This window comes from uncultured Caldilinea sp., from assembly GCF_937128415.1.
Lineage (GTDB): Bacteria > Chloroflexota > Anaerolineae > Caldilineales > Caldilineaceae > Caldilinea.
Genome location: NZ_CAKZMJ010000061.1, coordinates 45879 through 60088, shown reverse-complemented (window position 1 = coordinate 60088; position 14210 = coordinate 45879). Strand labels below are relative to the sequence as shown.

Here is a 14210-nt window from a genome sequence, read left to right as displayed (position 1 = left end):
GTCTTAATATGACCCTACGTCGACATTTGGTTTTCAGATGGCCCCAAACAACCGCACTCTTCCAGGTCACTGTTTTCGTTGCAGCGATTTTGTTCTGCTTTTTTATTTTTTCTTCTTTGCAGAGCAATTGGGGAAATTTGGCGCTCCTGAGAGCCTTATCCACTACACGCGACGGGGCAATGATGTATTTCCCAAATCAAGCAAGTCCTTACCTGCAAGGCGTCGCCCACTATCGAGCTGGCAATTTCTCTGAAGCGCGTCGACATTTTCAGAAGAGTCTTGCCACGCATCCTGATTTAGCTCGAAACTTCATGCTTGAAAGCGCGCTCGCAGAGGGGGACGGGCAAAAAATGATAGAGATGCTCGATCTATCCCGACCTTCCGAGCGAATTTTTCTCGTCAAAGTGCTGGCCGAACAAGGCGATGATCTCCCTATAGGAATTCAAAAACAATCCAAGGATATGATAAAGACAGATCCATTGCTTGCTTCGGCGTACCTTCACTTATTGCTATCAAAAAATCGATTCGATGAAGTCATAGAATTCGGTTCCACCTTGTCTGAGAATAGCGATTCTCCCCAGATTCAATTCATGGTGGGAAGAGCACATTTCTATAAAAAAGACTATGCAAATGCAGCGAGAATTTTTGAGGAAGTCTATAATCGACAACCCATCTTAGATAACGCCGTTTGGCTGGGGAAAGCCCTCTTTAATAGCGGTAGACAAGAAGAGGGGCTTCACTTCTTAGAAACCATTTTGCAACAGCCTTCGGGCCGCAGATACATTCCCTACCTGGTGGACCTGAGTGTAGCGTATGCAAACGTCGGTCGGTGTGCAGAGGCGAGACAAATCTTGCATGAGGCGACAGCGACGGATCGAACAGGCGACCAACGCGTCCTCCTTGAAAGCGCACAACGAACGGTAACCGGTCGATGTCAGGAATAACAAGATGCATCTTCATTATCTTTCCATTTCGGCGCTGATTTTTATCGCCAGTTTTCGCCTGTTTCAGATGGCTTCAGGCAGCATGTCTCTGCGACGCCTGAACATCGTTTCTTGGTTTTTTTATTTTGGACTCATTTTGCAAAGCTTTATCGGCATCAATTTAGCCTTTGTGTTTGGAGTTGAACATTACCTCATTTCAAGAGTAGCTGAAGAGCATCTCATCCTATCCTATTGGTCGATTGCCTACACCCTGATTGCGTTGCCGATCGCCATGATTCTCACCCAAAAATTTGTATGGGGAGGGAGAGTGAGAGCCAAGCTGCTTGCATATTTCGCAACTCCGCTTCGCCCTTTGCAAAGCCCAAAGGATAGCGCACTGTTAACATTTTGGGGCGGCATGTCATTGGTTGCTCTCGCAGCCACTCTTTATGTATATTCGGTAGTAGGGCAAGCTCCATTTGTTGCACTCTTTTCTTCTAACATATCCAGCTTTGAATTCGCGCAATTGCGCATCGAGGCAGGGCGAGAATTTAGCGGCAACCAGTATATTCGCAATCTCTTTTCCATTCTCTTAGCCCCATTTGTGTCTTATGTCGCTTTTGCGTACTCATCATTGTATCCACACAACCGCAAAATTAAACTCTGGTTTTTCATGACATTTGCTACAGCAGTGTTGGCAGTGACAAGCGACGGTCAAAAACTGCCCATTCTCAATTATTTGTTAGCATTATTTTTCATTCGAGGCTTTATTCGAGGAGGATTTACTCTAGCAAGAATTATTTCTATCGCCTTGTTAACTGTTTTTTTGATTTCACTTTTGTATATTGTGACAACCGGTCATCTGGAAATCGGGCTTGCGCAAGGACCTATCGGTCGCATCCTCATGACTGCAGTCGCAGGCGTTCCGCTTCACTTTATGATATTTCCCTCCTTACACCCCTTCCTGCAGGGAGCGAGTTTTCCAGGATGGCTTGCCGGAACGCTTTTCGGCGTCGAACATGCCCGATCTGCTCGGGTTATCATGGAAATCATCAATCCGGCCGCCGTAGAAAGTGGCACTGCGGGTGTTATCAATACACTATTCATCGCCGAAGCTTGGGCAAACTTCGGTTGGGCTGGGCTAATCGCAGCTCCTTTTATCGTAGGGTTTGTCATTCAAACGATCTACAATGCATTATTAACCTTGCCGAAAACGCCGGTGTTTGTTGCTGCGATGGGCTTTTTTATGGTCAACACTGTAATAGTGATAGGCGGTTTCGTCGATTTTATCTGGAATGTCGCCTGGATGATGATTTTTCTCTGGATTCTACTTTCTATCTTTGCGCGCCAATTTCTGTTGTCGCTTGGAAGGCAAAGACAGCAGCATCTCCAAACTAGCATCCCTGGAGAAGATGTCATTCTCAATTCGCCAACCCATCGTCTTTCGTAAATAGTTTTCTCTATTCCTTCAAATCACCAGCGATTCACAAATTCAAAATGAAAATTCTTTTCGTTCATAACCATCCGGCGACTTTTACTCGCATCGACCAAGAGATTTTGAGCAGCCAGCATGTTGTCCGAGAGTTGTATGTACGCCATGCAACCCTCTGGCAACTGTTTCTTGCGACAGTGGCAGCGATTCGAGGGGTGTTCTGGTGCGACTTGGTCTTTGCCTGGTTTGGAGCATTTCATGCACTCTTGCCTTTTTTAGTGGCCAAATGGCTCAACAAGCCATGCATCGTCGTTTCCAGTGGTTATGATGTGGCCAACGAATCTGAAATCAACTATGGGAACATGCGCCCAGGCCCGCGTCGCTGGATCGGCCGGTGGGTCTTTCGCCTGGCCGATCAGGTGCTTCCGGTGTCCCAGTTCGCTGGTCGCGAGGCAATCGCTAACGCAGGCGTAAATCCACAGAAGGTGCGCGTCATTCCACATGGCGTGGCTCTCGCAGAGAAAGCAATTCCTATCGATAGTGCACTGCGTCAACGCTTTATACTGACCGTAAGCGGCATCAATAAGCTAACGTTAGAACGCAAGGGGGTGCTGCACTTTACTCGACTGGCAACGCTATTCCCCGATTGTATTTTCTGGATCATCGGACCTTATCAGGAAGACGAAGCAATCCGTCGGCTCCGAGAGATTGCGCCTCCGAACGTACTCATTCCTGGTCCAATGAACTATGATGATTTGCGTCGATTTATGCAGACGGTGAGCGTCTATGTTCAATTGTCCTATTACGAATCGTTCTGCATGTCATTGGCGGAGGCAATGCTGGCCGGATGCGTTCCGGTGGTGGTCAATCGCGGCGCCTTGCCGGAGGTGGTTGGGGACGCCGGTTATGTTGTTCCCTACGGCGATTTGCCACAGATTGCAGAGGCGATTCGAAGCGCCCTGTCCGCCGACGTGCAAGCTCGTCAGCGGGCCTCGCAACGCATTGCGACGGTTTTCCCACTGGAGGAGAGAGCGCGCCTCCTTCTTAAAACTCTAGAAGAAATCGGAAAATGACTTTCATGTCCGGTCATACTTCACCTTTTGTCTCGGTCATTCTTCCTGTACGCAATGAGGGTCCATTTATTCATGAGGCGTTGTGCGCTCTATTAGAGCAGGACTACCCTCATGAGCGAATGGAAATTTTAGTGGCGGATGGTCAATCGACAGACAACACGGCTGAGCAGATTGCTCGAATTGCAGCTTCGCAGTCTTCTCTGTGCATTCATTTAATTGAAAATCCCAAGCGTAGCATGCCGGCAGGGTTCAACCTTGCCTTGCAGAAAGCCAAAGGGGATGTCATCATCGTTGCCGGCGGACACGCAAAATTCGCCCCCGATTATGTTTCTCGGTGCGTTGAGCTGCTCGAGCAAACCGGGGCCGACTGCGTAGGCGGCCCGATCGAGACGATAGGAAAAACGACGGTTGCTCAAGCCATAGCGCTCGCACAGAGCTCCTGGTTTGGCGTTGGCGGCGCAGCTTTTCGTATGAAAAATGTCAAACCCGGATTTGTTGACACCGTCGCTTTCGGCGCGTATCGTCGTTCTGTGTTCGATAAAATTGGCGTACTAGATGAGGAGCTAATTCGCAACCAGGATGACGAGTTCAACTTTCGCCTGGTGCAGAACGGCGGCAAAATATGGCTAGACCCCTCAGTTCATTCGGTGTATTACAGTCGTTCGTCCGTGAAAAGTTTGTGGAAACAATATTTCAATTACGGAATGTACAAAGTCCGAGTGATTCAAAAACGCAATGCGATTCCGGCGCACCGCCATTTAGCGCCGGGAATCTTTGTGATCACATGCCTCGGCGGGATAGCAATGTATTTGTTATCTCATCGAAAAATATGGTTGACGCCGGTGGCGGCATACACAATGGCGAATAGTCTCGCCGCTTTGTATGTGGGACGCAATCATAAACATTTACTACCCTATCTACCCATTATTTTTGCCACGCTCCACTTCGCCTATGGGCTTGGATTTCTCTATGGTCTTTGGAAGTGGCGCTCTTTATGGGGTGTAAAATCGCCTTGAATCATGGTCGGGAGGCATGCAGCTTGTGTCGGAAAAATCGTTCGAGACATCGCCCGAAATTGAGCGTATTCGGCGCACTTATCAACACTATCAGGAAGCGAATTTTGCCCAGAAATTGTGGTCGGCCAACAACCCTGGCAATCGGAAAATCGTCGCTGAACGTACGCTGGCTTTACAGACCCTGCTGAAACAAGCGCACCTTTTACCCCTCACGCCCTTTCATATTCTTGACATTGGGTGTGGAAATGGAGACGTGCTTGCCGAATTCTTAAAATGGGGTGCACAACCGAATCATTTGTTTGGAATCGAGTTGCTGGAAAGTCGAATCCTTTCTGCAAAACAAAGATATCCTTCTTTTTTTCATTGGATGCAGGGAAATGCAGAATATTTGCCTTATAAAGATTCTTCCTTTGACCTAGTTATCTTTTTCACTGTGTTCAGCTCAATTTTAGATGCAAGGATGCGCATGAACGTTGCCCAAGAAGCGAATCGTGTGCTGAAGCCCGGCGGCGCCGTCATCTGGTATGACTTTCGTTATCGCAATCCCAAGAACCCCAATACCCTGCCCATGGGACGCAAACAGCTTTTACATCTTTTCCCAGGCTATCGGATGCAGCTGATTCCGATCACTCTGCTTCCTCCTCTTGCAAGAAAGCTGGGCGGGTTAACCGATATACTTTATCCACTTTTAGCAAATCTCACCCTTCTACGTACTCACTATATTGGCCTGATGACCAAACCTAACGATGGCGAACTGTAAACATGCTTATGACGCGATCCGTTTTTCTTCCATTTGCCTTGCCAGATATTGACCAGAATGAACACGATCTCGTTCGACAGACGCTGGATTCAGGGTGGATCACCACAGGACCTCTAGTGCGGCGTTTTGAGCGTGAATTTGCTGCGTTCGTCGGTGCCAAACATGCCGTTGCAGTGAATTCCTGCACGGCAGCCATGCATCTTGCACTAGAAGCCATTGGTTTGCAGCGCGGAGACGAAGTAATTACAACCCCCTACACTTTTGCTGCCACTGCGGAGGTCATTCGATATTTTGATGCAAAACCGGTGCTGGTGGATATCTGTGCAGAAGATTTCAACATTGATCCTGAACGCATTGAAGCAGCGATCACTCCTCGCACAAGGGCAATCATTCCTGTTCACATTGCCGGGCTCGCTGCGCGTTTAGATGAGATTAGGGAAATTGCTTCTCGCCATCAGTTAGCCATCATTGAAGACGCTGCCCATGCCTTTCCGACTCACTATAAAGGACGCATGATCGGCCAAGCGTTACCCGGCATTCAACACGCCGTCTGCTTTTCCTTTTATGCCACCAAGACCATCACTACAGGCGAAGGCGGCATGATTGTGACGGACGACGATCAAATCGCTGAGCGTTGTCGGATCATGGCTTTACATGGAATTAGCCGAGATGCTTGGAAGCGTTATACAGCCGAAGGGTCATGGTATTATGAGATCATCGCCCCTGGTTATAAATACAACATGACCGATATAGCCGCAGCAATCGGATTAGCGCAGTTAACCAAAGCTGAGCGCATGGCTTCCAGGCGGCGCGTCATCGCCCAAATGTATCACGATGCATTTTCTGATCTGTCAGAAGTGCAAATCCCTCTTGATCCTGATTCATACTGTTCTGAATCAGAATCTCAAGAGTCCAACTCGCAGGAGAGTAAGCACCAGAGCCACGCCTGGCATTTGTACATGCTGCGCCTCAATTTAGAGCAATTAACAATAGATCGAGGCCGGTTCATCGAGTTGCTCAAAGCCCACAATATCGGTGCAAGTGTGCATTTCATTCCTTTGCACCTGCATCCTTACTATCGAGAAGTGTACAAATATCAGCCACAGGATTTTCCTATTGCCTATCAGCAGTACCTCCGAGAGGTGTCTTTGCCAATTTACAGCAAAATGAGTGACGAAGATGTCAACGATGTCATCACCGCAGTCCACACCATCGTCGCCCAACATCGTCGATGATCGATGGCAACGCTTTTTGGATATTATCATTGCAGGGATTGGGTTAGTGGCGCTCTCGCCACTACTTCTAGCCGTATCGATATGGGTGAAACTGGATTCGCCAGGGCCAATTTTGTATCGAGCGGCTCGCGTTGGTCGCGGCGGCAAACATTTCAAGCTCCTCAAATTCCGCAGCATGGTCGTCAATGCCGATCGTTCCGGCCCAGGCATCACCGTCTTTGGCGATGCTCGCGTGACCCGGGCAGGACGGTGGTTGCGACGCACGAAAATAGATGAACTCCCTCAATTAATTAATGTCCTCCGCGGAGAGATGAGCTTGGTGGGGCCTCGTCCTGAAGACCCTCGTTATGTTGCTTTGTATACTGCCGAACAAAGACAAATCTTAGCGTATCGACCTGGGATCACCAGCGCGGCTTCACTCGCTTTTCGACATGAAGAAAAGTTGCTTGAAGGTCCTGATTGGGAGACAACTTACCGAGAAAAAATCATGCCTGCCAAACTCGCAATCGATTTGGCTTATATGGCGCAACGCACTCTATACACCGACATACAATTGATTCTTCGCACTATCTTATCTCTGACAAAATAAATTGTTGTAGATGCAAATCTTAACAACAGTGTAGTGCAGCGCACTGGGCCTCTCAGGGAAAGCAGACTCAGGCTTGCACCTACAAGTTTATCAAGATAATCTGCTAATTATCCAAGCTTGTTGAAAAACCTCTTCCATAAGAAATCTTCATCAACAGCACAACCTTTTTGATGATCGGCGAGATTATTTTCACTTTGCTGGAAGGTCTTTTCTTTTTCAACAGCCTCTAAATTGAAACAGAATGGGGCTTCAGGACGTTGAATCCATGAAGCTCTTTTCATGTTTTCCAGAAGCCCAAGATCGTGCTATTCCCATTCCTATAATCGCTCCTCTCTGCAATTCTTCATGCTTATACAGCAACGGTATAATCTCTATATTGCAAAGATGCCTGCTTATATGCATCTAAGCATATCCTTAATCTAGCAGCGTCAGCAACGCTTACAATCTTAACGCCGCAATGCGGAGTGCTCATGAAGTCCGACCATGTTCAAAAATCCTCCACTCCAGCTTTAACCGGACTGCGCGTTCGCTATTTGATGGCGATCGATCTCGCCTTCATCTTGTTGGCCGGCGTTTGTGCCTTCGTCATTCGTTACGAAGCGTTGATAAGCGTCTGGCCGTACCTTAAGCAAAACTGGATATATTTCTTGCTGGCGCCCCTGGTGCGCCTCCCTATCTATTACAGTTTTCATCTATATAATCGCATGTGGCGCTATGCAAGCATCGTCGAGATGAAGATGATCATGCTGGCGGCTACAGTCAGCTCCTTCCTAATTTTTGCGCTCAATTTTGGCGCGCTGCCGATGTTGGGAATCCCACATATGCCATCGCGCTCCATCTGGCTGCTCGAAAGCATTCTTAGCCTGGGCGCTCTGGCGGGCAGCCGTTTCCTTCTTCGTCTCATCCAGGAGCGCTATCGTCCTCATGAACTGCTCAGGTGGCGCGCATTCATTCAAAACCCCAGTCAGGTGCTGATCGTAGGAGCGGGCGACGCCGGCGCCATGGTGCTTCGTGAAATCCAAAACAACCGCATGCTGGGCCTTCATGTCGTCGGATTTGTGGACGACGATCCAGCCAAACGTCGCCTGAGCTTGAACGGTGTGCCGGTGTTGGGCGACCGTCAGGCGATCCCTGAATTGGTGAAACGGCATAATATCGACCAAGTCATCATTGCGATGCCGACTGCATCCGGCTCTGAGATACGTCAAATTGTGCGCATCTGCGAAAAAGCCGGCATTCAGCCGCGCACAGTTCCTGGATTATACGAACTAATCGATGGCACTGTGCGGCTCTCTCAGATTCGAGAAGTAAGCATCGAAGATTTACTGCGACGCGAACCAATTCGCACCGATACGGCGGCAGTCGCCGGATTGTTACGTAACAAACGCGTCCTGGTCACCGGCGCCGGCGGATCGATTGGGAGCGAGCTCTGTCGTCAAATTCTTCGTTGCCGTCCCGCCGAACTCATCTTGGTGGGACATGGTGAGAATTCCATTTTTGAGATTTATAACGAACTGCTCATAGAAAACCAACGTACAGTTAAAGGTGAAATTGTTATTACGCCGGTAATTGCTGACATTCGCTTTCGTGAGCGAATGATGACCTTGTTCCAGAAGCATCGTCCGGAAATTGTCTTTCATGCCGCCGCACATAAACATGTGCCTTTAATGGAAATCAATCCGGTGGAAGCGATCACCAACAACATCTTTGGCACGCGCAACGTTGTGGAGGCGGCGCAGGCCGTAGGCGTCCAACGCTTTGTCATGATCTCGACTGATAAGGCCGTGAACCCAACCAGTATTATGGGCGCGTCCAAGCGCGCCGCTGAATTGGTGGTTCACAAATTCGGATCTCATGCCAGTGGCGCCTACATGGCCGTGCGCTTCGGCAACGTGCTAGGCAGCCGTGGCAGCGTACTGTTGACGTTCCGCAAACAGATCGCCGCCGGCGGCCCGGTGACGGTGACCCATCCTGAGATGCGGCGTTATTTCATGACCATTCCTGAAGCCGTGCAACTGGTGTTGCAGGCGGCGGTTTTAGGAAAAGGCGGAGAGGTGTTTTTGCTGGACATGGGTGAGCCGGTGCGAATCGTTGACATGGCAACCGACTTGATCCGTCTCTCCGGGTTGGAAGTGGGGCGCGATATTGAAATCGTTTATACAGGTCTACGGCCAGGTGAAAAGCTCTATGAGGAGCTTTTTGTGCCCGGAGAAGAATATGAACGCACGCGCCACGAGAAAGTCTTTATTGCGAACAACGCCAGTCATTTCGTGCCGGAGTGCCTGGATGAAACGCTCGCAGCTCTAGAACAAGCTGTTCAGCTCAATGACCGAGATGCTATCGTTTGCTGCTTAAAAAACTTAATCCCTGAGTATGGCCCGCATGAAGAGCGCCTTGCCACTAGCTATGACAAATTACCCTTCTCTTCCGGCTCTGCCGCCACCCCGGCTCCGGGTGTTGCATCTTGACGCATAAGTTCGTTCTCTTACACAAATATATGCGCCTTCTTCTCTGGCTCGAGCCTTTGTGGCTGGCGAATCTTTTTCTGATCATCCTGTTCCCTGATCGGCTCTTGCCGGAGGGCAAATTGTTTGTCGCGGTGCTGGCGGTGCTGGCGTTCTGGCCGATTGCTTTTCTAGCTGAGCGGCGCATGTTGCCGCCATCTCCCCTAAATCTTGCACTGATTGTGCTGCTCCTCTGGCTGCCAGTCAATATTTGGGCCGCCGTCGAGCAGAGCATCGCCTGGCAAGCCGCCGGATATTTATTGCTCGGCGTTGCGTTCTATACAGGCGCTGTACGCTGGCCGCTTTTCCGAAGACACCCTGGGCTGCTCGCATCGATGCTGCTGGTTTTCGGTGGCTTGCTGGCGCTCGTCGGACCTCTGATCGTAATAGATCAGGGAACATGGACATGGTTTGCCCCATTTCAGCGACGCGCTGCAACCATTACAGCACAATTCGGAGAAACGATCAATCCGAATATCCTGGCCGGTGCGTTGGTGGTTGTGCTGCCGCTGGCAGCAGCTTTGCTGATCGCCCCGCAGTCGTCTACCTTGCGCCGACAATGGCAAAAACTGCTTTGGCGCTTAATGTTGGCTACTCTAACGTTACTATTACTAACCATCATCCTTTTCACACGCAGTCGGGGCGCTCAACTGGCGGCGATCGCATCATTAGGTGTTGTAGTGTGTATGCGGTGGCCGCGCCTGTGGTGGATAGCTCCAGCGCTGGCGCTGGCTGTCGTCGGGGCATTTTTGTGGATGAGCCCTGATGTTGTGCTTGAACAGATCAGCGCAGGCGGCGCTATCGGCGGTTTGGATGAACGCCTGGAAATCTGGGCGCGAGCGCTCTATGCCATTCAGGACTTTGCTTTCACCGGTGTAGGCATTGGGCATTTTAACCGTGTGATTCCCTTGCTGTATCCTTATTTCTTGATCTCCCCTTCAGTAGATATTCCCCATGCCCACAACATGATCTTGCAGATTGGCGTCGATTTGGGATTGCCGGGCCTGATCGCCTGGCTTGCTATTCAGATGACTGTAATCGCGCTGCTGACCGTCACCTGGCGGCGCCAAACAGGACTATCTCGCACCTTAGCGGGAGGGGTGCTGGGCGCTTTAGTCGCTATGTTGGTGCACGGACAACTGGATGCCACCCTATGGGGAACCAGACTCGCATTCCTGCCCTGGATGCTGTACGCCCTTGCCGTCCTAATAGCCCGATCGGACCACCCTCCCGGTGAAAAAGGATTCCCTTCGCTCTAAATCCCCGAAATTTTCTGAATTTTTTCGCTTACAATCTTGCACACGCCGGGCATGTGCAATTGCAGAATCACCGGCGCGCCGTTCGAATCCACAGGCAATTTGTTTCTGCAATCATACGGGCCTATAATAGCTGCAGTCAGCGCCGTGTTCGCGGCGGAGCTTGGGAGACCGATCGATGCCGGCCCGTTATCAAGACTGGATGCGACAGGCGCAACGCGACCTGAACCATGCCAAACGTTCGCTGGAAAGCGGCGACTATGAGTGGGCTTGCTTTTCAGCGCAACAGAGCGCTGAAAAAGCGGTGAAGGCGCTTTTTCTAAAAGCGAATCAAAACGCCTGGGGACACTCGGTGGCGGCGCTGCTTCAGCAGCTTCCAGCTTCATGGCAGGCCGACGCGGCGCTGCTCGACGCGGCCAAAGAGCTTGATCGCCATTATATTCCACCGCGCTACCCCGATTCTCATCCGCAAGGAGCGCCTTATGAATACTACACGCAAGCCGACGCCGAACGAGCAATCGCCCATACGACGAAGATTCTCACCTTCTGTGCAGATCTTCTCGCTCGACCTCAACGAGGTGCGGACGCGCCTGAAGAAGGCGGTGCAACGCATGGCGGAGAATTATCCGGAGATTGAGGAGGTCTGGCTGTTCGGCTCTCTGGCCCGCGGAGACGCCACGCCGGGCAGCGATGCGGACTTGATGGTGCTGGTGAGCCGGTCTCCATTGCCCTTTCTGGAGCGCCCCTTGCGCTATCAACTAGATTTTTGCGGTCTCGGAACGGATATCCTGGTCTATACGCGCGCTGAAGCTGCTCAGATGGAAAGCGAAGGACATCCGCTCTTTCGCGTCGTGTACGCCGAAGGCGTCCCTCTGTTTCGACGCGCAGGTGTGACGCACACGAGGGAAGAATAACCCCTCACCGGCCTGCGTCAGTCACCGCCGGGCAGCAACAACGGCTTTTTGCCCATCGCATGCGCCAGCAAGGCGACGAGCGTCCCCAAGCTCAGCCCCGCCAGCGCGCCCAAGGCCACCGCCATCGCAAGGCTGACGCGCGTCTCCGCATGCAGCGGCGGCAGCGCAGGCGACCCAAACCGCACCTCGCTGGCCAACGCCGTGCTGGCCAGCTGCAGCTCGGCCAGCTTATTCTTGAGGGTGTTGAAAGATTTGAGCGCCAGATCGCGATCGCGGGTCAGCGCGTCGCGGCGGCTGATCTGCGCTTCGCGTTGCGCCTGCAGGCTTCGGATTTCCTGCTCCAATCCTTCGATCCATGCGTTCAACTGCGTGGTCGCCGCCATGGAGTTCACGGCGCTCTCGACGCCCCGCAGTTCGAACAGTTCCTGAACGCGCGCTGCGCTGAGGGCGGAAAGCGCGGCGTCCGTCACCGGTTGTCCGGCGAGGAGCGAAAGCTCACCCGCGTTGAAAAGCTCGGGATAGCGCGTCTGCACGGCTTCTAGCAGCGGCGTAGTGGCCGTGAGCGCCGTGGCGGCCAGGACGAGCGGGCCAGGTGCGAAGAGCGCCTCGTAGCGCGCCAGAACCGTCCCGGAGAGCGCGCCGCTCGCAGCGATGGCGTCCGTCAGTGCGGGAACATCGAAAAGCGCGGCATAGTGCGCCTGCATCGCTGCGAAGAGCGGATCCTCCTCCGACCGTTCAGGGGTGACCAGCATGTACCCGGCGTTGTCCAGGAGCTGCTGCGTCTGCGCCTCGATCGCCTCGTTCAGCCCGGCGATGCGCTCCTCCAGCACGCGCACGAGGGTGGTCAGCTCGGCGACCTGGCTGTCGGCGCTGACGCCGATCGACGCCAGATCGTCCAGTCGCAGCTGCAGGGGCGGCCAGGGCGTTGCGCTCCTGGAGGCGTCATTCACCGCTTGCTGCAGCTGAGCCTGCTGCGCCCGCGTCCAGCTGAGCCACAGAGATTGCATCTCGGCGCGCACCGTCGACAACAAATTCGTCTGGAAGGTTAACCACAAGGCGGGCTGCACCGCGTCGGTGACGGCGGTGGTCGGCAGCGGTATGCTGGGCGGCGGCGCCAGCGTCCACTCGCTTCTGAGCGCAGGGGCAGGCGCAGACGCCGCAACTTCGGGCGCGGCGCCGGTGCTGTAGACCTGACTCTTCAGCAGGAGCAGCGCCAGGACATTGGTGGCCGCGCCCGCCTCTCCAGCTTCGCTCACCTGTGCGAGCAGTCCACGTGCGTCGTCGAGCAGCCGTTCGAGACGCTGGCGCGTGGCGTAACTTTGCGCCAGCGCCTGCAGCCGGGCGTCCACCTGTTCGTTGAAGGCCGCCACCCGGGTGCGAATGTCGGCGCCGGCGTACGCCTCGAAGAGCTGACGGCGCAGCTCCTGATCGGCGGCGAGCGCCAGGGCTCGATTTTCCATCTCGGCCTGCAACGCCTGCTCGAAAAGTTTGCGGCGCCCCTCCTGCTCCATCTGGAAGGCGAGGAGTCGATTCTCTCGATCGGCGTCGAGGAGGGCCGCAATCAACGCACGTCGGGACTCCTGCTCCTTTTCAAAGAGCAACAGACGGTTGCGCGTCGACGCCTGGATGTAGGCGGCGATCATCTCCCGCTGCGCAGCCAGCTCTTCGTCGAGCAAAGTCTGGAGCGCCGTCTGCTTGCTCGCCTGCAGGCTGGCGATGATCTGCTGCTTTTCGGCGATCTGACGCTCGAGCAGATTGATCTGGTTGTCCGCAATGAACGCCTCCAGGGCGCGCTGGGCGTCTTGGAAGGTCTCCTCCGCCTGCGCCAACTCGCTCTGCACCGAGGCCATCAGCGGCTCCGGCACCTGGCCGTAGAGCCGGTTGACATGCTCCACATAGCTGTGCGCCCAGGCGTTCGCCAGCGCCGCCGCTTTGTCCGGCGCGCCGGCGCTGGCCGTGATGCGGATCAGGTCGCCTTCGGTGCGGCTGCCCGGCGCCGCCACCGCCGTGGCTTCGATGCGCTCCAACAGCCGGGAGGGGAGGCGCTCCTCCTCGTCGAAGCTGGCGTCGAGCGCGGCGGCGACGCTTTGCGCCACGGCGCCGTTGAAAACCAGCCCCACCAGCGCAGCGCGGCGCGTGCTCACCAGAACGTCGGCGCGCTGCGCAGTGGTCAGATTCTGCTCCGTCAACACGGTGCGAAAGGTGTCGTCGAAGTTGATGTTGCTGCTGGTGCGCGCAATCACCACCGTCGCAGTCGCCTTGTAGACGGGGGGCTGCAGCAGGCGCATCGCCAGCACGCCGCCCATCGCCAGCAGGGCGGCGGCGACCATCGTCGCCAGAATTTCCCATCGCCAGGCAATCAGCGCCTCCAGATACTGACGCAGATCGATTTCATCTTCGTCGTCGATCGCTTTGGGCAGGCTCGGCATTCGGGTTGCATCCTGCATCGTGCACCTCATTTCTGCAAAGGAGCCGGGGGACCCCGACCGATTCTCCAGAACGGCGACG

At 53.4% G+C, this 14210-nt stretch carries 13 protein-coding genes; 11 read left to right on the top strand and 2 right to left on the bottom strand.

The features are described 5' to 3' along the window. Positions 1–8 precede the first annotated feature (8 nt). Genes Q0367_RS09665 through Q0367_RS09635 form a run of 7 tightly spaced genes read left to right on the top strand, consistent with a single transcriptional unit; the run spans position 9 to position 7028 of the window. Positions 9–944, top strand: coding sequence for a lipopolysaccharide assembly protein LapB (locus Q0367_RS09665; RefSeq protein WP_298981891.1), 936 nt, complete (start codon positions 9–11; stop codon positions 942–944). 4 nt (positions 945–948) lie between these two features. Then, complete coding sequence (locus tag Q0367_RS09660) at positions 949–2373, top strand: hypothetical protein (RefSeq protein ID WP_298981889.1); 1425 nt, start codon at positions 949–951, stop codon at positions 2371–2373. 47 nt (positions 2374–2420) lie between these two features. Further along, positions 2421–3428 (top strand): glycosyltransferase family 4 protein, encoded by a 1008-nt coding sequence (locus tag Q0367_RS09655; protein WP_298981887.1) that lies wholly within the window; start codon positions 2421–2423, stop codon positions 3426–3428. Continuing rightward, on the top strand, positions 3425–4444 hold the full coding sequence (locus Q0367_RS09650) for a glycosyltransferase family 2 protein (protein ID WP_298981885.1): 1020 nt from the start codon (positions 3425–3427) through the stop codon (positions 4442–4444). The genes Q0367_RS09655 and Q0367_RS09650 overlap by 4 nt, the downstream gene beginning before the upstream one ends. Positions 4445–4460: 16 nt before the next feature. Next, on the top strand, positions 4461–5204 hold the full coding sequence (locus Q0367_RS09645; RefSeq protein ID WP_298981883.1) for a class I SAM-dependent methyltransferase: 744 nt from the start codon (positions 4461–4463) through the stop codon (positions 5202–5204). 8 nt (positions 5205–5212) lie between these two features. Further along, positions 5213–6439: a DegT/DnrJ/EryC1/StrS family aminotransferase gene (locus Q0367_RS09640; protein WP_363325854.1), complete on the top strand. Its 1227-nt coding sequence runs from the start codon at positions 5213–5215 to the stop codon at positions 6437–6439. Continuing rightward, on the top strand, positions 6384–7028 hold the full coding sequence (locus Q0367_RS09635; RefSeq protein WP_298981878.1) for a sugar transferase: 645 nt from the start codon (positions 6384–6386) through the stop codon (positions 7026–7028). The genes Q0367_RS09640 and Q0367_RS09635 overlap by 56 nt, the downstream gene beginning before the upstream one ends. 107 nt (positions 7029–7135) lie before the next feature. On the opposite strand, the gene Q0367_RS09630 is transcribed toward Q0367_RS09635, so the two are convergent. Next, the gene (locus tag Q0367_RS09630) at positions 7136–7309 is read right to left on the bottom strand and encodes a hypothetical protein (RefSeq protein WP_298981876.1); all 174 of its coding nucleotides are present in this window, start codon (positions 7307–7309) and stop codon (positions 7136–7138) included. 189 nt (positions 7310–7498) lie between these two features. Between Q0367_RS09630 and Q0367_RS09625 the strand changes: the two genes are divergently transcribed. From Q0367_RS09625 to Q0367_RS09610, 4 genes are all read left to right on the top strand, one after another. Beyond that, a complete protein-coding gene (locus tag Q0367_RS09625) occupies positions 7499–9496 on the top strand; it encodes a nucleoside-diphosphate sugar epimerase/dehydratase (RefSeq protein WP_298981873.1) in 1998 nt (665 codons plus the stop codon). After that, positions 9493–10791 carry an O-antigen ligase gene (locus Q0367_RS09620; protein WP_298981871.1) on the top strand — a complete coding sequence of 433 codons (1299 nt, stop codon included), beginning with the start codon at positions 9493–9495 and terminating at the stop codon, positions 10789–10791. The genes Q0367_RS09625 and Q0367_RS09620 overlap by 4 nt, the downstream gene beginning before the upstream one ends. 175 nt (positions 10792–10966) lie before the next feature. After that, a complete protein-coding gene (locus Q0367_RS09615; protein ID WP_298981869.1) occupies positions 10967–11425 on the top strand; it encodes a HEPN domain-containing protein in 459 nt (152 codons plus the stop codon). Further along, positions 11400–11702 (top strand): nucleotidyltransferase domain-containing protein, encoded by a 303-nt coding sequence (locus Q0367_RS09610; protein WP_298981868.1) that lies wholly within the window; start codon positions 11400–11402, stop codon positions 11700–11702. The genes Q0367_RS09615 and Q0367_RS09610 overlap by 26 nt, the downstream gene beginning before the upstream one ends. A 17-nt stretch (positions 11703–11719) precedes the next feature. Here the strand turns inward: Q0367_RS09610 and Q0367_RS09605 are convergent, their stop codons facing one another. Beyond that, positions 11720–14149 (bottom strand): Wzz/FepE/Etk N-terminal domain-containing protein, encoded by a 2430-nt coding sequence (locus Q0367_RS09605; protein ID WP_298981866.1) that lies wholly within the window; start codon positions 14147–14149, stop codon positions 11720–11722. Positions 14150–14210 lie beyond the last annotated feature (61 nt).